Below are 19,262 nucleotides of genomic sequence, written 5' to 3' on the forward strand. Positions count from 1 at the left end.
ATTACCCTTGATTGATTGTTTGTTGCATTGTTGCAGCAGCAGCTTTTTTATCAGCCTGTCCTGTTATACCGCCACCAACAATAACAAGATCGGGTTGTACTTTAACGACCTCTGGTAATGTTTCTAATTTAATTCCGCCAGCAATGGCTGTTTTTGCATTTTTTACAACGCTTTTAATGGTTTGTAGATCTTCAAAAGAGTTTTTTCCAATTGCTTGAAGATCGTAGCCAGTGTGCACACAAATATAATCAACGCCCATTGCATCCACTTCTTTAGCACGTCCAGCAAGGTCTTTTACAGCAATCATATCGACAAGGATTTTTTTACCTTGTTTTTTCGCTTCTTCTACAGCACCTTTAATAGACATATCTTCAGCCGTTCCAAGAATAGTGATGATATCTGCACCTGCTTCAGAAGCTTTCATTACTTCATAACCAGCAGCATCCATGATTTTCAGGTCTGCTAAAACCTTTAAATTAGGGAATGCTTCTTTTACTGCCTTTACAGCGTGGAGACCTTCATTGATTACAACCGGAGTACCGATTTCTACTATATCAATATGCTCCTCGACTTCTTTTACCAGCTCAATTGCTTCTTGAATATTTACTAAATCTAATGCTAATTGTAATTCCATCTATATTCACTCCTAATAGTTTTTAATTTTGTTGCACAGTAGTAACATGTTTCTGGTTAACTACCGTCTATAATAACCAACCTTTCTTTAAAGTTGGTACAGTGGTTAGTATACTGTGTATGAAAATTTAATGTAAGTACGCACTTTTTTTTTACATAGTGTTAAAAAGTATACTATGTGATAGACTAATGAAGTGGAGGTGTTATAAATGTCTCGTATGCAAGATAAAACTTTTAACTGTGAAAAAGAATTAACTCTATCAGTTATTGGTGGTAAATGGAAAATGCTTATACTTTGGCATTTAGGTAAAGAGGGAACGAAGCGATTTGGTGAATTGAGGGCTCTTATGCCGGGTATCACTCAAAGAATGCTAGTTAACCAACTACGTGAATTGGAAGAAGACATGATTGTACATCGAGAAGTATATCCAGTTGTACCTCCTAAAGTAGAATATTCTCTCACTGAACAAGGAAGAAGCTTGATGCCAATTCTTGATGCCATGTATAAATGGGGAAAGAATTATATGGAAATAGTGGGTATGAACCCATTAGATAGAAATGAGTCGGTTAAGTAAAACAAGCCTTCAATTAAGTTCAATTCTATTAAGACAATAATTAAATGATCATTACAAAATAGAAAAAGACAATGCAAAGATTTTTTGCATTGTCTTTTTATTTTTCGGCTTTGTTAAAGAATAATGTTGATTTTTAACCACTTGTTGATTGCAGTGGAAGGCACGAAGACTCCTGCGGTCGCCCGCGGAAAGCGAAGTGCCTGGAACTGAAATCAACAACCAAGTTTAACAGAGCCTATTTTTAAGAATGTAATTAGAAATACAAAAATCAAAATTTTCGAAAAATGACTTATGTGCATTTTAACTAGTTATTACTCTAGTTATATAGATACCGTAATTAGATTTTAAATATCACATATCGGTATTTTTGAAAAAGTTATTATTTATAACAAATTATTAATCTGGGAAATGAAACCCTATGGTATGGTTAAGATATTGTATAAAAATGCTGGAGAGGTTCAAAAGTTCCTGCCTGTAAAATTGTAGAATTTTGTTAAATTAAAAAATATAAAAAATATGGGTTGGAAATTATCTGAATTTATTATAGAATAGAGAAAATAAAAAAAATCAAATGGTAAAAACACGTTGATTGGGAGTATTAAGGAATATTTATTGCCAAGAGAGCTGTCGGCTGGTGAAAGACAGTCAATAAATTCCCCAACTCGCCCAGGAGTGGTAAGGCTGATATGTAGGTCTTAACGGTTGACCACCGTCATCAAGTCTTAAAGTGGGTTCGTTGTTTCTTGACGAACCAAAAAGAGTGGTACCACGAGGGCAAAGCCTATCGTCTCTTATGAGATGATAGGCTTTTTTATGTTATCTGAAATTATATGAAAAGGTGGTCGTTTTGAATGAGAAATATTGAAAAGTATTCTAGAGGATATTTTATGCCCCCAGTCAAAAGTTTGAAATGGACAGAGAAGGAGTATATTTCGGAGGCTCCTACTTGGTGCAGTGTGGATTTGCGAGATGGAAATCAAGCGTTAGTTGTCCCTATGAGTCTGGAAGAGAAATTAGAATACTTTCAGTTGCTTTTAGAAGTAGGATTCAAGGAAATAGAAGTTGGGTTTCCTGCATCATCGGAAACAGAATATAGGTTTTTACGTACATTGATTGAACAGGATTTGATTCCTGAGAATGTAACGGTTCAAGTGTTAACACAGTCTAGAGAACCTATTATTAGAAAAACATTTGAAGCGCTACAAGGTGTTAACAATGCAGTGGTACACCTGTACAATTCTACCTCAGTGGCACAGCGTGAGCAGGTATTTAAAAAATCTGATGAAGAAATTATCGATATCGCTGTAAGCGGTGCGAAATTACTTAAAAAATATGCGTCAGAGACAGATGGCAACTTCCAGTTTCAGTATTCGCCTGAAAGCTTTACGGGTACAGAGATGGAGTTTGCACTTGATATTTGTAACACGGTACTTGATATTTGGCAGCCTACTGCAGAGAACAAGGTAATTATTAACCTTCCAGCAACAGTGTCTATGTCCATGCCTCACGTATACGCAAGCCAAATTGAGTTTATGAGTGATCATCTTAATTATCGGGACAATGTGATCCTGTCACTCCATCCACATAATGACAGAGGAACGGGAGTAGCTGATGCGGAGATGGGAATGCTGGCCGGTGCGCAGAGAGTTGAAGGAACACTGTTTGGAAATGGAGAAAGAACAGGTAACGTAGACATCGTAACACTTGCAATAAATATGTTTTCACATGGGGTGAATCCACAACTTAATTTTGATAATATCCGAAAAATCAGGACCAAGTATGAAAAATTGACAAAAATGAAAGTTCATGAAAGACATCCATATGGCGGCGACCTCGTCTTTACTGCATTCTCAGGCTCCCATCAGGATGCCATTGCCAAGGGGATGAAATGGCGTGAGGAAGAAGAACGTCGGTATTGGACAGTGCCTTATCTATTGATTGATCCAAAGGATATTGGCAGAGAATATGAAGGAGATATTATTAGAATTAATAGCCAATCTGGTAAAGGTGGTATTGGTTATTTGCTAGAGCAGCATTATGGGCTTGATATGCCTGCCAAAATGCGTGAAAACTTCGGATATAAGGTGAAGGATGAATCAGACCGTTTGCATAAAGAAATTATGCCAAATGAAATCTATGAAATATTCAATAATGTTTATGTGAATATTAGTACCCCTGTCAAGTTTATCAATTACCGATATACTCAGAATGATCATTACGAAACCATTGTATCAATTATGATAGATAACGAAGTTCTTGAATTTACCGGTGTTGGGAATGGAAGACTAGACGCTATCAGCAACGTCCTTCAAACACAACTGGGTATCCAGTATAAGGATTTAGTTTATAAGGAGCATGCGCTAGAAATAGGATCCGGATCCAACGCAGTATCTTATGTGGGTATTACTGCTACGGATGGCGATGTATATTGGGGCTGCGGGATTGATGCTGATATTATGACTTCCTCTGTAAAAGCTCTGTTTAGTGCAGTGAACAACATGATAGCCACCATACAAACACCAATTGAAAAAGGGTTTTCCCTTAATAAAAATTAAAGAAAACAAAGACCATCAGCAAGAGATATACCTTGCTGCTGGTCTTTGTTTATATGAAACGAAACTTAAACATGCAGATGAATAGCATATAGGCAGGTGGATGAAGGACTTTTCATATAATTATGTAATATTTTGCTTAGCTTTCATATAGACTTCTTCATATGGCTGGATGACCACAAACCCGTCACCTTCGAATTTCATTTGAATGGATTCTCCGCTTCCTCTTCCAAAGAATGTTTTTAATGTAATATCAGTTTGGAATGTTGGCATGAGATTTCCAGACCAGGCGACTGTTGCATTTGGGTCAGTAATGACTGGATTGCCCGGTGATACTCTTAATGTGATTGGTTCATAATGTGCAGTAAAGGCAATCATTCCGGTTCCTTCACATCGGACATTAAACAACCCGCCAGCAAGCATGCCGGCAATTCGTTTCATTAATTTAATCTCCCATTTAATACTAGGTTCAAAGGCAAGTAAATCATTCCCGTTAATATAAATAGAATCGTTTTGTAAATTCAGGATAATGATCTTTTTCCCACTATCGGCGAGATATAATTTTCCTCTCCCATTGGCTTTCATCAAAGATGCGCCTTCTCCGGTTAATGCCTTTTTGAACGCGGTTCCGAGACCGTGCTCTAAGATTCCTTCGCGAACAAACTTCATTTCCCCATGATAGGCGACCATGGATCCAGCTTTTGCCCAAACTTGGCCGTCTAAGTTTACCTCCAACATCCGAGGAGTCTCTAATTCAAACAAACCTTCGCCTTTATCCTTTTGCTCGGTTTGTTTGATAAATTCTTCAATTGAGTATCTGCTCAATATTCCCACATCCTTCCATTCTTCTATTATGAATCTCAAATGGTGTTGTTTCAATAATTTTATAATAGAACCCACTACATTGGTCATGATTCGACCTGTTAGTGGGCTCTGTTGAAAACTAGTCAAATAGATTCTCAAAATTGGTTTCGCTGATAAAAGGTTGCTTTTCGCTGATAAAATAATTCTGTTACACTGATTTCATAGGATTAGGCAGAAGTAATGATAGAAAAGCAACCAAATTTAATGCATTTATCAATGACCTTGTCTTTTTTTACACGCTTTTCTATCGATATTGTTATATTTTTATCAAAAGTTATTAATCTAACTAAATAATTTGCGTCTCCTCTATGGGAGAAGTTGTCATTCTTTCCTTTTAACTAATAAGGAATGGGCATTTCCGACTTTTTCCTCTAAATAACTTAAAGAGTAGTTTCCGGAAGGGTCTGTTAAGTCACCAACTGCTCGTGAAAGGTTATCGATTACCATTGTTAGGAGTTCTGGTGGCATTTGCACATTTCTTAAATTGACCTCATCCATAATTTCATGTGCAAGCCGTTGAATTTTTCGTAAACGTATACCATCTGATGTCATCATTCCTCATGTCCTCCTTTAATATCATCCTGCCAAAAATATATGTGGCTCGAACAGATTCTTGACAACAATTTAACAATTCAAATAATTTAGCAGGTAAACTAAAAATAATGATTGACATTGATAATCATTATCAATTATTATCGAATCAACTAGGTTGAACGAATATTTTTAGGGGAGGTTTGTAAATGAATCAAATACAGTCGATAACAGAAGAGAACTTAAAAGACTTCCTCACTTGTCCCTACAAATTTTACTTTGAGGTTTTTGAAAAGAAAAAACGTTCAATAAACTGGAGACAAGTAGTGCAACATGTTGTGAATAAGGTTGTGTATTCTTTTTTTCAGCTCCCTGCTCAACACCGTCATTCAGGAAAAGTGCTAGGGCTTGTTGATGAATATTGGAGTAAAGTTTCTCCTCAAATATTTGAATCAAGGATTCAGTATTATATGGTGATTGCCAAAATAACTGATTATCTAATGGAGAATATCCATACAGAATCCAAGAAATCTCCACCTTTGTTTTTGTTTGAAAAATTAAATACATATATTGAGGAGCTTGATGTTGACCTGTCATTAACCTTTGATGTTGCAGAATGGTCTGATTCCTCCTTTGTGATAAAAAAGTACTTAGTCGATGCAACGCCAGAAATGTTAGTGCTTTACAATTATTTGTCGATTGTTTTTTCTGAAAAGGTATTAAAAAGAACTCCTAAAAGTGTAGAAGTGGTTACACTACTAGACGGAAAGAGGCATGTCTTCATCCCGACCCCTGATGATTTACAGGAGGGTCTTAACTATCTACAAGTCATGAAGTATTCCATTGAGGATCCTTCCAACTACTTTAAGACGAACAACGTAAATGAATGCAAGGTATGTCCGTTTCATAAGGAATGTGATCAGAATACAAATGAATTTACTTCAAAAAAATACTTGTCATAAGAGGTATTGAAATTATGTAAAGGTCTCATAAAAGGAGTCCAATAACTTTTTCCCTTCGTATTTTTTTCATCCGACATTAGAATATCCCATCACCAGGCAACTGTTAATTTTATCAATTTGTGTTTAATAGTGTTCTGAAAACGCTTTTTCATGTAAAATAAGAGAATGAGTTAAACTAGGTAAAGTAAATAATCAAAGCATGGGGGACATAAAGTGTCGTATCAATTGAAAAAAGGGTTTAAATTGTTTGCTTTAAATTCTAATCAAAGCCTGGCGAAAGAGATGGCCGCGATTTTAGGTTGTGAGGTTGGAAGGAGCTCAGTCACTCAATTTAGTGATAGGGAAATCCAGGTCAATATAGAAGAAAGTGTGCGCGGCTGTGACGTATATGTCGTTCAATCCACTTCACACCCAAATAATGATCATATTATGGAGCTTCTCATTATGATTGATGCTTTGAAAAGAGCTTCAGCAAAAATGATTAACGTTGTTATTCCTTACTACAGCTATGCACGTCAGGATCGAAAAGCTAGATCCCGAGAGCCTATTACAGCCAAATTAATTGCAAACCTTTTAGAAAAATCAGGTGCTACAAGGCTGTTAACGATGGACTTTCACTCTCCACAAGTCCAAGGCTTTTTTGATATCCCAGTGGATCATTTAATTGGAATGCCAATTCTATCCGCGTACTTTGAGAAAAAAGGACTTGATGATGTTGTCGTTGTTGCACCACATAACGGTGCTGTAGGGAGAGCAAGGAAAATGGCCAATCTATTAAATGCCCCGATTGCTCTCATTGATCGACGACGACCTGAACCTGGTGTTTCCGAATTATTTGATATCATTGGTAATGTAGAAGGTAAAAATGCCATAATCGTTGATGACTTAATTAATACGGCAACAACGCAGATTTTAGCTGCTAATGCGTTAGTGGAGAATGGGGCTAAGGCGATTTATGCTTGTTGTACCCACGCTGTTCTCTCTGGACAAGCTGTAGAAAAAATTGAATCATCAGCCATTCAAGAATTAGTCATAACGAACACCATTGAGCAGACAGACGAAAAGCAAATTAACAAGATTACGATGCTATCCGTCGCACCATTACTGGCAGAAGCGATTGATCGAATTCACAATGAAAGAGCAGTAAGTCCTTTATTTGAATAATTTTCTTTTGCAAATCGTCCCATCTTTTAAAAGGGAAATAGATATAGTTTTCAAGGCAGCCGAATAGTATTCGGCTGCCTTGTTGTTGTGTTTACCAAGGATAGAATGTTCCTTTGTTCAATGGTTCTAACTGTTTTAAATAACGGCTGTGTTAATGTTAATTGCTGATTTTGGCAGTCTGTTGATTGGAGCGGAAGGCGCGAAGACTCCTGTGGAAGGACGGGGCAGGTGAGACCCAGCAGGCACTTAAGTGCCGAGGAGGCTCCCCGCACCGCCCAGGGAAAGCAAAGTGCCTGTGAAGAAGGACAAAAAAAATCTATGTTTTTTAGACATAGATTTTTTAATATATAGATTAAATATTTAAAAGGGAAGGATCGTTTTTATTAATAGAATTAAATAATCGTATTTTGGATCGCACCATTTCTTTTACGGCTTCTCTTCCTTGTCTTAGGAATAATCTAGAGTCTTGAATATCATCATGAGTATTGATAATTTTTCGTACTGCATTTGAAAAAGCCACTTGATTTTCTGTATTTACATTTATTTTTGATATTCCACAATCTATAGCTCTTTTAATATCCTGATCTGGAACACCTGAACCCCCGTGAAGTACTAACGGTACTGGAATTGAATTTGAAATATCTGTAATGACATCAAACCTTATGTTTGGTTCGATCTTATACATTCCGTGAGCTGTGCCGACTGCAACTGCAAGAGCATCAACCTTCGTATGATTCCAGAATTCGATTGCCTCATCAGAACTCGGTAATATGACGTCCTTTTCATGAACATGTATATTGTCTTCTGTTCCTCCAATGGTTCCTAATTCTGCTTCTACAGAGACCCCAACAGAATGTGCAGCTTCAACAACCTTTTTTGTAAGAGAAATATTTTCATCGAATGAATATTTTGATCCATCAATCATTACGGATGAGAATCCAGCTCTAATACACTGCATGACAACCTCAAAACTACTACCATGATCTAAATGGAGGGAGATTGGAATAGAATTATTTTTCGCAGCAGCCTCGGCAATCGCAATAACATATTCCATTCCCATATATTTAATGGTAGGCTCACCGACACCTAAAATGACGGGTGAATTTTCCTCAGTGGACACCTCCACAATTGCCTGAGTAAATTCCATATTGATAATATTAAACTGTGGAACTGCATATTTTCCCTTTTTTCCTTTTAAAAGCATATCAGTCATTGGTAAAAGTGTCATTTGGACAACTCCCTTATATTTTTATTAAGATAAATTTTTATCATTTGTGAAAGGACTTCTTCTGTAAAACCGAATTCTTCTACTAAATCATCTCCAGGTGCAGAAGCCGCGAAGGTTTCAATACCAATATTTATACCTTTTTCACCTTTTACCGAGTCCCATCCGTATGGAGCGGCTAGTTCAAGAATAACTCGATGACAGACATCAGAAGGGATGAGACTTTCCTTATATATTTGGTCCTGTTCATTGAATAATTCTAATGAAGGCATACTTACAATTCGAATCGAATAGCCCTCATTTGAAAGGAGATTTCGTACTTTATCAGCGAGATATACTTCTGAGCCCGTCGCAATGATTATGGCATCAATTTCTTTCTTTGATTCAAATTTATAAACATAACCACCCCTTTTTACGTTTTGATAGAGTCCTTCAGCGTTGGTGATGACAGGTAAATCTTGTCTAGAGAGAATGATAGCAGAAGGGCGATTGGTCTGTGAAAAGGCTGTTTTGTATACTTCAACTGTTTCGTTCGCATCAGCAGGCCTGAACACTAATAAATTTGGAATTAATCTTAATGATGGGATATGTTCAATGGGCTGATGTGTAGGACCATCTTCGCCGTAATGGATGCTATCATGTGAATAGATATAGGTAACTGGTTGATTCATTAGTGCAGACAACCTAATAGATGGTCTCATATAATCTGAAAATACTAAAAAGGTAGCACCATATGGTTTTAATCCTCCATATAAGGATAGACCATTTAAGATAGAGCCCATTGCAAATTCTCGAACTCCGAAGTGTAAATTCTGCCCACCATAATTAACAGGACTAAAGTCGCCTTGATCAAATAAGTAGGTTTTATTAGAAGAGGATAAATCAGCTGAACCACCTATAAGGCTGATGTTAGATTTTGCAAAGGCATTTAGTACTTTTTCAGAGGCTTCTCTTGTTGAAATGTAGGTATTTTCTTCAAAGATTGGTAGGATGGACTTTTCAATTTCTATTGGATGGGAAAGAATGTTCGTTAATAGTTTTGACTCCTCTGGATAATGATGTTGATAATCCTTAAATACTTCTTTCCATTTTCTTTCCTTTTGTTCATTGTTATCAATATAGTCTTCAAAATGGTTTCTTACTCTGCTATCCACGAAAAACGGTTCATGATTCCATTGATAATTCTCCTTTACTAATTCAATTTCATTTTTACCAAGAGGGGATCCATGACTCGCGGATTTTCCGCCTTTATTAGGACTTCCATATCCAATCTTTGTTTTTACAATAATTAGGGAAGGTTTAGTTTCGTCTTTCTTTGCTTCTATTAATGCTCTTTCAATGGCAGGTACATCATTACCATCATGAACAGTAAGAACTTCCCACCCCATGCTCTTATATTTTTTTTCTACATTTTCTGTGAAAGAAAGGCTTGTACTTCCATCTAATGAAATATCATTTGAATCATATAGAACAATTAATTTCCCTAATTTTAGATGGCCAGCTAAAGAGGAGGCCTCTTGTGCAACACCTTCCATTAAGTCGCCATCTCCACAGATTGCATAAGTATAATGATTGATTAACTCTAATTTTTCCTTATTAAATTTTGTGGACAAATACCTCTCGCCAATTGCCATTCCTACTGCCATTGAAAGGCCTTGACCTAATGGACCTGTGGTGGCTTCCACACCGGTGGTATGACCATATTCTGGATGTCCAGGTGTTTTGCTTTTAAACCTTCTAAACCTTTTTAAATCTTCTATAGATAAATTCATGTTGCTTAAATGTAGAAGACTATACAGCAGCATGGAGCCATGCCCAGCAGATAATACAAAACGATCGCGATTTATCCATTTTGGATTCTTTGGATTGTAATTCATGATTTTTGTCCATAAAACATAAGCCATTGGAGCAGCTCCCATTGGCATACCAGGATGTCCTGAATTCGCGTTCTCAACCGCATCAATTGATAGCATACGAATGTTTGTAATAGATAAGTCATCAATAAATGAACAACTCATGTAATTCCTCCCTATTATTAGAATTTACTTAATATTGATAATATTATAAAAAGTAAGCGATTACAACAAAAAAGAAAAAAATAGTAAATAAAAGAAAAAAATAGAAAATAAATCTTTACAAACAAAAAATAGTAAAATAAAATAAAGTAAAATTAAGAAAATTCAAAAAACAAGAAAGTGTGAAGGGTATGATAACCACTAAAAGAATTGATTGCCTCATGAAATTTATTGAGGAGAAAAAGATGGTTAGTATAAATGAAATAGCTAAATTGTTAAATATTTCAGTTGTAACTGCCAGAAGGGATGTAGAGTATCTTGCAGAAATTACTCCTAATATTAAAAAGGTAAGAGGAGGAGCTGTTTGGGAGGAAAATGAAAGCGATAACAAAGAAAATATTGGAAATATATCGAAAGATTACTTAAACGATCGTTTTAATAAACAAAGCAAAACAAATATAAAAGAAAAAAGACAGATAGCCTTAAAAGCTTCTACTTTGTTAAAAAGTGGAGAAAGTATCCTGATTGACGCTGGATCTACTTTATATGAATTTGCGAAGACTATAAGTCCTAATTTAACGATTACAGCATTTATTACAGCGATGAATATTGCTGAAGTATTAGAAGATAGAGAAAATATTACAAAAATAGTATTGGGAGGGGTGTTCAGATCTAAAACAACGACAATGGTTAGTTCTATGATGGAGCAAATGATTTCTTCAATTTATGTAGATAAACTATTTATTGCTGCTACAGGTCTGTCGTACACACATGGGTTTACCTGTAACGACATTTTGGAAGCAGATGTAAAAAAACAACTTCTTAAATCGGCAAAAGAAGTTTACTGGCTTGTTGATTCATCAAAATTCGGGAAAATAAGTTCTTTTCAAATTTCTTCTTTTGATTCATCACACACGATTATTACGGACGATAATATACAACCCGAAAATCAAATCGAACTGGAAAAATTGATGAATGTTATCATTGCATAATATCGACGGAAGGTGAATTATGAATATTTTTGTCGCACAATCTGGCGGTCCTACGCCCGTTATTAATTCTACATTATTTGGTGTTCTTGACCAATCACAAGAGATCGATGAGATCAAGAACGTGTTCGCATCTCTGGATGGATTAGAAGGTCTCTTGAAAAATAACATTATCTTGTTAAACGATAAACTGGACCTAATAAAAAAAGCAAAAGAACAGCCTGGAGCCATTTTAGGCGGATCAAGGTTTGAACTTACAAATGTAGATTTTGAAAGAATTGTAGATAAATTACTAGACCTTTCTATTGATGTTTTTTGTTACATTGGCGGAAATGGCTCCTCAAGAACGATTAATAAAGTTCATGAGATTTGTAAATCACGAAATGTTGGGATTAAGTGTATTTTTATTCCCAAAACCGTAGATAACGACATTTGTGGAACTGACCACACTCCAGGTTATTTAAGCGCCGCAAAGTTCTTAATCCAATCATTAAATCATATAGAAGCAGATATTCGATCCAATTCTTTTCCTCCACAAATTGAGATTATGGAAGTGATGGGAGGAAATGCAGGTTGGTTGATTGGTGCAAGTGCTATAAGGAAAAAACACAGGTATGACTTTCCTCAATTAGTCTATTTACCAGAGAGAGAAACCTCTATCGATGAAATATTGTCAGATATTCAATCAGCACTGAAAGAAAATACAAACATTTTAATAATGGTCCCAGATCATATGAAACTCAAGTCTTTTACTTCTGATATTACCACCCATAACCCACGACAAAAGTATAACGGCGGCATAAGTTATAGATTGGCCCTAGAAATACAGCAGCATTTTGAGATTAAAACAAGTATTACAATCCCAAATAAATTATATAGAAGTTCTATGAGTCTGGTTTCACATCAGGATTTACATGAAGCTGAAATAATAGGAAGGGAGGCAATAATAGCTGCTTTAAGAGGGGAAAGCGGGAAGATGATTGGGATTGAAAGGTCTTCTAGTGCCCACTATGACTACAAATTAACATGTGTTGATTTGTCTGAAATTTCTGGGAAAGAAAGGGTGTTACCATCCGACTTTTGGGATTATACAAATTTTATGCCAACAGATAAATTTAGAAACTATTTAAAGCCTTTGTTAGAAGAAGAGATTAATATGGAATCCAAATATTTAACCACTGAAAGTTTATATTAGGATGGGGGATTTAGATGAAAAATTTTAAGTTATTCACATTAATTACAGTTTTATTGTTATTGTTAGCTGCTTGTGGACCTCCTTCAACAGCAAATACATCAGAGGAAAAAAATAATGATAGTGGCTCCGCTACAAAACATGGAAAAACACAAATTCATTGGCTTCAGCATTGGGTAAATGAGCAAGGACCAGATAAAATCAATGAAGTTAAAAAAGCATTTGAAGCAAAAAATCCGGATATTGAATTAATCATTGACGATCTTCCGTTTGCTCAAGAACATGATAAAATTTTGTCCTTAGATTTAGCCGGTAACCCACCTGATATTATCACGGCATCAGGAGCTTGGTTAACTGAATTTGCAGATGCAGGTATTATTGAACCAATTGATGATCGATTTGCTTCATTACCAGAAGAAATAAAAAAAGCAAACGAAGGGCCAATGATGCTTCCATATAAAGGGAAACTTTATGGTATTCCTGTCACCAATGGAAATATTGCGTTGTTCTATAATAAAAAGCTTCTTAAAGAAGCAGGTGTAGATGTTCCTACTACATGGGATGAATTTATGGAGGCTTCTATTAAACTAACAGATCCAAGCAAAAATCGATATGCCTTAACAGGAAACCTAGCAGCAGAACCTCCAACAGTCATAAGCTATGAGGTTATGCCCTTTATTTTACAGGCGGGTGGAAAGATTTTAGATAATGGTAAAGCAGTATTTAACTCTCCTGAAGGTGTTAAAGCTTTAAACTATTTGAAAGATTTAATGGTAACAAATAAGGTTAGCACTCCAGGTGAACTAAGTGCAGGTGAAAAGGAAAAAAGAGCAAACTTCTCTTCTGGAAATGTTGCTTTCATGTTTGAGGGTCCTTGGGGTGTAAATATTCAGAAAAATTTAAATCCTGACATAGATTTCGGTGTTGTACCATTACCAAAAGGTGAAAAAACCGGTACAATCGCTCAGGGTTCTGTTTTAACACTTAGTGCGAAGGGTAAGAACAAAGATGCTGCATGGAAGTTTATTGAATTCATGAGTAGTGCAGAAGGCCAGTTATTATGGGATAAAGCTACAGGTTTCTTCCCCTACAACAAAGACACCATGAATGATCCGTTCTTTAAAGAAGATCCTTATTTGAAGGTGTTTGTTGAAGAATTTGAAACCTTCGATCGCGTAGAAGTAATTGATCATTATTTACCTAATGCTGTTGATTTGAGAAAGCAATTCACTATTGAAATCCAAAACTTTATTACTGGTAAGAAAACTGCACAGGAAGCATTGGATGATGCTGCGGCTTACTGGAATGATGCTTTTGAAAAAAATAAATAAATGAATAAATGTCAGAGGCTCATTTTGAGCCTCTGACACTATGGAGGAACACAATGAACAATAACCATGCGAGGAATGACCTAGTAGAGTATTTTAGAAAAGTTTCATTTATCCTACCAGCAATCACGTTACTGCTGTTGTTAACGGCGTATCCTTTATATCAGGTTATTTTAATGAGTTTTTATGATTATACCGACAAGGCAAACCCAATATTTGCAGGCCTTAAAAACTACTCGGAATTTATTGTCGATCCCCTGTTTTGGAATGCATTGAAGAACACAGTCATTTTTACAACTATCAGTGTTTTCTCTGGACTTTCAATTGGATTAATTTTTGCATTACTATTAAATCAACAAATTAACACAAAATTTAGGGCCATATTTCGATCTATCTTAATGTTTCCTTGGTTAACATCATCAACGGTTGTTGCAGCAATTTTCATGTTGTTATTCAATCCATTTGGATTAGTAAATAAATTTCTAAGCAGCATAGGGTTAACTGAACTCTCCCAGACAGCATGGTTAGGAAATGAAAACACAGCCTTACTAGCTGTAATCGTTGCTAATATTTGGAGAGGTTTTCCTTTTATGATGTTAATGCTATTAGCAGGTTTACAAACCATTTCAAATGATTTATATGAAGCAGCTGATATTGATGGAGCGGGATTTTTCAAGAAATTATTCTATATTACGATACCTCAATTAAAAAATATTATTATGACGTTAGTTATTTTAGAGTTTATTTGGAATTTCAGATCATTTGATTTAGTTTTTCTAATGACCGGTGGCGGTCCAATGAATAGCACGGAAATCATGTCTACATATATTTACCATCATGCATTTAGAACATTAGATTTCGGATATGCTTCTGCAGCAGCAATATTTATGCTCCTAATTATGGTTGCATTATCATTTTTCTATTTAAGATCTTCAGTGAAGAAGGAGGGAGAATAATTTGTTTAGGAAAAATAAATTTGCAGTATATTTATCACTAATCGTCCTTGGCAGCATTGCGATGATTCCAATTTTTTGGATGATTAGCATTTCATTTCGGACGAATCCAGAAGTGTTTGCTTCTCCTTTAAAATTATTACCCCCAACATTTACTTTAGATGCATTTAGAACCGTTTTTGAAAACAGAGATTTAATTCAACTATTTGTTAATAGTTATATTATTGCGCTGTCCGTAACATTTATCTGTATCATTGCTGCTGCAATGGCGGGTTATGGATTTTCTAGATTTAATTTTAAAGGAAAAAGGTCGGCTTTAATCTACATTCTATTAACTCAGATGTTCCCTATGGTTCTTTTGGTAATCCCCTACTTTTTATTCATTACAAGAGTAGGTTTATATAATACCTATTTTGCTTTAATTTTGGCATACACTTCATTTGCACTCCCATTTTCGATCATGATGATGAGAGATTTTATTAATACCATTCCTAAAGAATTAGACGAAGCAGCGAAAATAGATGGCTGCGGGCCACTAAAATCATTTTTTTACATTATTTTACCTCCATGTTTGCCAGGGTTAATAGCCACAGGTGTCTATACTTTTATATTGGCTTGGAATGAATTTTTATTTGCGGTCATCCTCACCAATTCAATTGAGGTTAGACCACTAACCATTGGTATTGGGATGTTGATTGGTGAGTTTACAACGGAGTGGAACGCCTTAATGGCCTTATCCTTTTTGGCAAGCGCACCACTAATTATTGTCTTTTTATTTGTTCAAAAATATTTTCTTCAAGGACTTACTGCCGGGAGTGTTAAGTAAATCAGAAGGAGGGTTTGTATGCAAAAAAAATTCATATATAAATCTATCAAAACACAGTCTCCATCACTTGTTCGTGTTATGCCAGATGAATCTGGTCTACAGTTTGTTGGTTTTGAGGCTTGTAAAATTGAAAAAGGCGAAACTATTATCAGGCAAGCTAAGGAAAATGAAATATGCGCTGTAATCTTAAGCGGAAAGGTGAAAATTAATACGAAAGAACTAAATTTTGATAATATCGGTAATCGATTAGATATTTTTGAAAAGATCCCCCCTTATTCCCTTTATGTGACTAAAGATGATTTTTGTGAAATGGAGGCTATAACTGATGTGGTCGAAATCGCGTTCTGTTATTCACCCTCAAAAGGAAGTTATCCAACTAGAGTAATTGCACCGACGGATGTAGCAGTAATTGAAAGAGGAAAAGGAAATATGAAAAGGTATGTTCATAATATTCTTCCCGAAGATAAGGAGGCAGATAGTCTGCTAGTTGTAGAGGTATTTACTCCTGAAGGGAATTGGTCTAGTTATCCCCCTCACAAACACGATGCATTAAATTTACCCGAAGAGTCTTTACTCGAAGAAACCTACTATCACCGAATGAAACCAGATAAAGGTTTTGCATTTCAAAGGGTATATACCGATGATTTAACAATAGATGAAGCTCTGGCTATTAAAGATGGAGATGTAGTTGTTGTGCCAAAAGGATATCATCCTGTAGCTGCAAGCCCCGGTCATGATCTTTATTATCTTAATGTTATGGCCGGTCCTAAGCGGTTGTGGAGATTCCATAATGATGAAGTCCTTGAATGGCTATTTAATAAATAATAGAAAATGGTGTAAACGAAAGATTTAATAAGTGGAGGTATAGTGTATGGATTCACTAGTTTTTAAACATGATCGTCCATTGGATTTAATCGCGATTGGTCGTTTATGTATTGACCTAAATGCGAATGAAACACAACGGCCAATGGAAGAGACAAAAACATTCACAAAATATGTTGGTGGTTCCCCAGCTAATATAGCCATTGGGGCTTCGCGTCTAGGAATGAAGGCTGGTTTTATTGGAAAGGTATCGGACGATCAAATGGGTCGTTTTATTCTTCAGTACTTAATAGAGAATAACATTCAAACTGATCATATTTTCAACGATAAGACGGGTGCCGTTACTGGCTTAGCTTTTACTGAAATTATAAGCCCTACCGAGTGCAGTATATTAATGTATAGGGATAATGTCGCCGATTTGAAGCTTGAAGCCCTAGAAGTTTCTGAAGAATATATAAAGCAATGTAAGACATTATTAGTATCAGGTACCGCATTAGCCAAGAGTCCTTCAAGAGAAGCGGTATTTCTAGCTTTAGAGTATGCAAGAAAACATGATGTAGTGGTTATATTTGATCTAGACTATCGACCATACACATGGGAATCCGAAACTGAGACTGCCATCTACTATCACTTAGCTGCAGAGAAATGTGATGTCATAATCGGAACTCGTGAGGAGTTTGATATGATTGAAAAAATCAGAAATTTTGGCGGTTCAAATAATCTAGCAACAGCAGAAAGGTGGTTTTCCTACCAAGCAAAACTCGTTGTGATCAAACATGGCGGGGGAGGTTCGATTGCCTATACCAAAGAAGGTAACCAATACCAATGTGGAATTTTTAAAACCAATGTACTAAAAACATTTGGTGCAGGTGATTCCTATGCTTCTGCCTTTATTTACGGACTAATGAATAGATTCAGTGTTTTAGAGTCTATGAGGCTAGGAAGTGCAGCTGCATCTATTGTTATTTCCAAGCACAGTTGTTCCGAAGCTATGCCAACATTAGAAGAAATACAAGGTTTTATGGAAAACTCTGAAGAAGTATTAGCGACTGCAACCTAAAATGGAAAGATAAATTACACTAAAATTTAATCGATAATCATTAAAGGGAGAAAAATACTCATGACAAAAACAACAGTCAAAGTTATACAAAATTATATAAATGGTGAATGGGTAGAGGCAACAACGACTAAGACAGAGCCTGTCTATAATCCGGCAACAGGAGAGATCATTGCAAACGTTCCACTATCCACAAATGAAGATGTGGTAATGGCTGTAAAAGCTGCTCAAGAAGCATTTCAAAGTTGGTCTCAAGTACCTGTACCAAAACGAGCAAGAATTCTTTTTAAATATCAACAAATCCTGGTCGATCACTGGGATGAACTTGCAAAATTAATTACCGTTGAAAACGGGAAAAGTTATCACGAAGCTCATGGTGAAGTTTTACGTGGAATCGAATGTGTTGAATTTGCAGCGGGTGCACCTACGTTAATGATGGGTAAACAACTTCCAAATATTGCAACAGACATTGAGTCTGGCATGTATCGATATCCAATAGGGATTGTGGGCGGAATCACTCCATTTAATTTTCCGATGATGGTACCATGCTGGATGTTCCCACTTGCAATCGCATGTGGTAATACCTTTATCTTAAAGCCATCGGAACGAACTCCTCTATTAGCCAATCGCCTTGCTGAGTTGTTTGAAGCAGCGGGTTTACCAAAGGGTGTACTGAATATTGTGCATGGTGCACATGATGTGGTCAATGGATTACTTGTGGAAAAACAAATCAAAGCGATTTCATTTGTTGGTTCGCAGCCTGTTGCTGAATATGTTTATAAAAAAGGAACAGAAAAATTAAAACGTGTTCAAGCTTTAGCGGGTGCAAAGAACCATTCCATTGTGTTAAATGATGCCGATCTTGATCTTGCCGTTACGCAAATCACTTCTGCAGCTTTTGGTTCTGCAGGAGAAAGATGTATGGCTGCTTCAGTAGTGACTGTTCAAGAAGAAGTGGCAGAGGTATTGGTGAAAAAATTAAAAGAAGCTGCAGACAATATAATTATAGGCAATGGTCTAGAAAAAGATGTATTTTTGGGACCTGTAATTCGTGAAGGTCATAAAGAGCGTACGTTAAATTATATTGCTACAGGTGTTCAAGAAGGAGCACAGCTTGTTCGTGACGGCAGAGAAGATGGTGCAGTAAATAGCAAAGGCTTCTTTGTAGGTCCAACGATATTTGATCAGGTTACAGAAGAAATGAAAATATGGCAGGATGAAATTTTTGCTCCTGTATTATCGGTTATCCGTGTAAAATCATTAGCCGAAGCCATTGATATAGCCAATAAATCTAGATTCGCAAATGGTGCCTGCATTTATACGAAAGATGGGGGAAGCGTTCGACAATTTCGAGAAACGATCGATTCAGGAATGTTAGGTGTTAACATGGGTGTGCCAGCACCAATGGCATTTTTTCCATTTTCAGGATGGAAAGACTCTTTTTACGGGGATCTTCATGCAAATGGGGCAGATGGTGTAGAGTTTTATACTAGAAAGAAAATGTTAACTGCGCGTTGGTAGTTTGATTATAAACATGAAAAAAGCTGGAACGTAAACGTTTCAGCCTTTTTTCA

At 36.1% G+C, this 19,262-nt stretch carries 17 protein-coding genes and 1 other annotated feature; of the genes, 12 read left to right on the plus strand and 5 right to left on the minus strand.

Going from position 1 to position 19,262, the window contains the following annotated elements; all coding sequences use genetic code 11:
- Position 1: 1 nt before the first annotated feature.
- Complete coding sequence (hxlA, locus tag TR08_RS20625) at positions 2-634, minus strand: 3-hexulose-6-phosphate synthase (protein WP_045521511.1); 633 nt, start codon at positions 632-634, stop codon at positions 2-4.
- 208 nt (positions 635-842) lie between these two features.
- Here hxlA and TR08_RS20630 point away from each other — a divergent pair, with 208 nt between their 5' ends.
- Positions 843-1,208, plus strand: coding sequence for a winged helix-turn-helix transcriptional regulator (locus TR08_RS20630; protein ID WP_045521513.1), 366 nt, complete (start codon positions 843-845; stop codon positions 1,206-1,208).
- 576 nt (positions 1,209-1,784) lie between these two features.
- Positions 1,785-2,003 (plus strand) — a binding site (T-box leader).
- Between the two features lie 56 nt (positions 2,004-2,059).
- Positions 2,060-3,763, plus strand: a complete 1,704-nt coding sequence (locus TR08_RS20635) for a 2-isopropylmalate synthase (protein WP_045521516.1) — start codon at positions 2,060-2,062, stop codon at positions 3,761-3,763.
- Positions 3,764-3,883: 120 nt separating this feature from the next.
- On the opposite strand, the gene TR08_RS20640 is transcribed toward TR08_RS20635, so the two are convergent.
- Positions 3,884-4,585, minus strand: a complete 702-nt coding sequence (locus TR08_RS20640) for an AIM24 family protein (RefSeq protein WP_045521518.1) — start codon at positions 4,583-4,585, stop codon at positions 3,884-3,886.
- Between the two features lie 360 nt (positions 4,586-4,945).
- Positions 4,946-5,179: a group-specific protein gene (locus TR08_RS20645; RefSeq protein ID WP_370576371.1), complete on the minus strand. Its 234-nt coding sequence runs from the start codon at positions 5,177-5,179 to the stop codon at positions 4,946-4,948.
- Between the two features lie 185 nt (positions 5,180-5,364).
- Here TR08_RS20645 and TR08_RS20650 point away from each other — a divergent pair, with 185 nt between their 5' ends.
- Positions 5,365-6,117, plus strand: a complete 753-nt coding sequence (locus TR08_RS20650) for a hypothetical protein (RefSeq protein ID WP_045521521.1) — start codon at positions 5,365-5,367, stop codon at positions 6,115-6,117.
- 213 nt (positions 6,118-6,330) lie between these two features.
- Positions 6,331-7,281: a ribose-phosphate diphosphokinase gene (locus TR08_RS20655; RefSeq protein WP_045521522.1), complete on the plus strand. Its 951-nt coding sequence runs from the start codon at positions 6,331-6,333 to the stop codon at positions 7,279-7,281.
- 352 nt (positions 7,282-7,633) lie between these two features.
- On the opposite strand, the gene fba is transcribed toward TR08_RS20655, so the two are convergent.
- Both fba and tkt read right to left on the minus strand, forming a co-directional pair.
- Positions 7,634-8,509 carry a class II fructose-1,6-bisphosphate aldolase gene (fba, locus tag TR08_RS20660; RefSeq protein WP_045521524.1) on the minus strand — a complete coding sequence of 292 codons (876 nt, stop codon included), beginning with the start codon at positions 8,507-8,509 and terminating at the stop codon, positions 7,634-7,636.
- A complete protein-coding gene (gene tkt, locus TR08_RS20665; RefSeq protein WP_045521526.1) occupies positions 8,506-10,524 on the minus strand; it encodes a transketolase in 2,019 nt (672 codons plus the stop codon). The genes fba and tkt overlap by 4 nt, the downstream gene beginning before the upstream one ends.
- Positions 10,525-10,712: 188 nt before the next feature.
- Between tkt and TR08_RS20670 the strand changes: the two genes are divergently transcribed.
- From TR08_RS20670 to TR08_RS20705, 8 genes are read left to right on the plus strand one after another with little or no spacing between them, the layout of a single operon-like run.
- On the plus strand, positions 10,713-11,513 hold the full coding sequence (locus tag TR08_RS20670) for a DeoR/GlpR family DNA-binding transcription regulator (protein WP_081954581.1): 801 nt from the start codon (positions 10,713-10,715) through the stop codon (positions 11,511-11,513).
- 19 nt (positions 11,514-11,532) lie between these two features.
- A complete protein-coding gene (locus tag TR08_RS20675; RefSeq protein WP_045521529.1) occupies positions 11,533-12,705 on the plus strand; it encodes a diphosphate--fructose-6-phosphate 1-phosphotransferase in 1,173 nt (390 codons plus the stop codon).
- Positions 12,706-12,719: 14 nt separating this feature from the next.
- On the plus strand, positions 12,720-14,033 hold the full coding sequence (locus TR08_RS20680) for an ABC transporter substrate-binding protein (RefSeq protein WP_045521531.1): 1,314 nt from the start codon (positions 12,720-12,722) through the stop codon (positions 14,031-14,033).
- A gap of 53 nt (positions 14,034-14,086) precedes the next feature.
- Complete coding sequence (locus tag TR08_RS20685; RefSeq protein ID WP_045521533.1) at positions 14,087-14,986, plus strand: carbohydrate ABC transporter permease; 900 nt, start codon at positions 14,087-14,089, stop codon at positions 14,984-14,986.
- Between the two features lies 1 nt (position 14,987).
- Positions 14,988-15,809 carry a carbohydrate ABC transporter permease gene (locus tag TR08_RS20690; protein WP_052427553.1) on the plus strand — a complete coding sequence of 274 codons (822 nt, stop codon included), beginning with the start codon at positions 14,988-14,990 and terminating at the stop codon, positions 15,807-15,809.
- An 18-nt stretch (positions 15,810-15,827) separates the two neighbouring features.
- Positions 15,828-16,634 carry a 5-deoxy-glucuronate isomerase gene (gene iolB, locus TR08_RS20695; RefSeq protein WP_045521535.1) on the plus strand — a complete coding sequence of 269 codons (807 nt, stop codon included), beginning with the start codon at positions 15,828-15,830 and terminating at the stop codon, positions 16,632-16,634.
- Positions 16,635-16,680: 46 nt separating this feature from the next.
- Positions 16,681-17,691 (plus strand): 5-dehydro-2-deoxygluconokinase, encoded by a 1,011-nt coding sequence (iolC, locus tag TR08_RS20700; RefSeq protein WP_045521537.1) that lies wholly within the window; start codon positions 16,681-16,683, stop codon positions 17,689-17,691.
- Between the two features lie 60 nt (positions 17,692-17,751).
- Positions 17,752-19,209: a CoA-acylating methylmalonate-semialdehyde dehydrogenase gene (locus TR08_RS20705; RefSeq protein WP_045521540.1), complete on the plus strand. Its 1,458-nt coding sequence runs from the start codon at positions 17,752-17,754 to the stop codon at positions 19,207-19,209.
- The last annotated feature ends 53 nt before the right edge of the window (positions 19,210-19,262 follow it).

Origin of the sequence: Neobacillus niacini, from assembly GCF_000759675.1 — a bacterium.
GTDB classification, from domain to species: Bacteria; Bacillota; Bacilli; order Bacillales; family Cytobacillaceae; genus Neobacillus; species Neobacillus niacini_A.

What these genes read in the sequence shown, in the direction of transcription:
- hxlA (WP_045521511.1), bottom strand. Translation starts at nt 634, where the DNA reads ATGGAATTACAATTAGCATTAGATTTAGTAAATATTCAAGAAGCAATT.
- TR08_RS20630 (WP_045521513.1), top strand. Translation starts at nt 843, where the DNA reads ATGTCTCGTATGCAAGATAAAACTTTTAACTGTGAAAAAGAATTAACT.
- TR08_RS20635 (WP_045521516.1), top strand. Translation starts at nt 2,060, where the DNA reads ATGAGAAATATTGAAAAGTATTCTAGAGGATATTTTATGCCCCCAGTC.
- TR08_RS20645 (WP_370576371.1), bottom strand. Translation starts at nt 5,179, where the DNA reads ATGATGACATCAGATGGTATACGTTTACGAAAAATTCAACGGCTTGCA.
- TR08_RS20650 (WP_045521521.1), top strand. Translation starts at nt 5,365, where the DNA reads ATGAATCAAATACAGTCGATAACAGAAGAGAACTTAAAAGACTTCCTC.
- fba (WP_045521524.1), bottom strand. Translation starts at nt 8,509, where the DNA reads ATGACACTTTTACCAATGACTGATATGCTTTTAAAAGGAAAAAAGGGA.
- tkt (WP_045521526.1), bottom strand. Translation starts at nt 10,524, where the DNA reads ATGAGTTGTTCATTTATTGATGACTTATCTATTACAAACATTCGTATG.
- TR08_RS20670 (WP_081954581.1), top strand. Translation starts at nt 10,713, where the DNA reads ATGATAACCACTAAAAGAATTGATTGCCTCATGAAATTTATTGAGGAG.
- TR08_RS20675 (WP_045521529.1), top strand. Translation starts at nt 11,533, where the DNA reads ATGAATATTTTTGTCGCACAATCTGGCGGTCCTACGCCCGTTATTAAT.
- TR08_RS20680 (WP_045521531.1), top strand. Translation starts at nt 12,720, where the DNA reads ATGAAAAATTTTAAGTTATTCACATTAATTACAGTTTTATTGTTATTG.
- TR08_RS20685 (WP_045521533.1), top strand. Translation starts at nt 14,087, where the DNA reads ATGAACAATAACCATGCGAGGAATGACCTAGTAGAGTATTTTAGAAAA.
- iolB (WP_045521535.1), top strand. Translation starts at nt 15,828, where the DNA reads ATGCAAAAAAAATTCATATATAAATCTATCAAAACACAGTCTCCATCA.
- iolC (WP_045521537.1), top strand. Translation starts at nt 16,681, where the DNA reads ATGGATTCACTAGTTTTTAAACATGATCGTCCATTGGATTTAATCGCG.
- TR08_RS20705 (WP_045521540.1), top strand. Translation starts at nt 17,752, where the DNA reads ATGACAAAAACAACAGTCAAAGTTATACAAAATTATATAAATGGTGAA.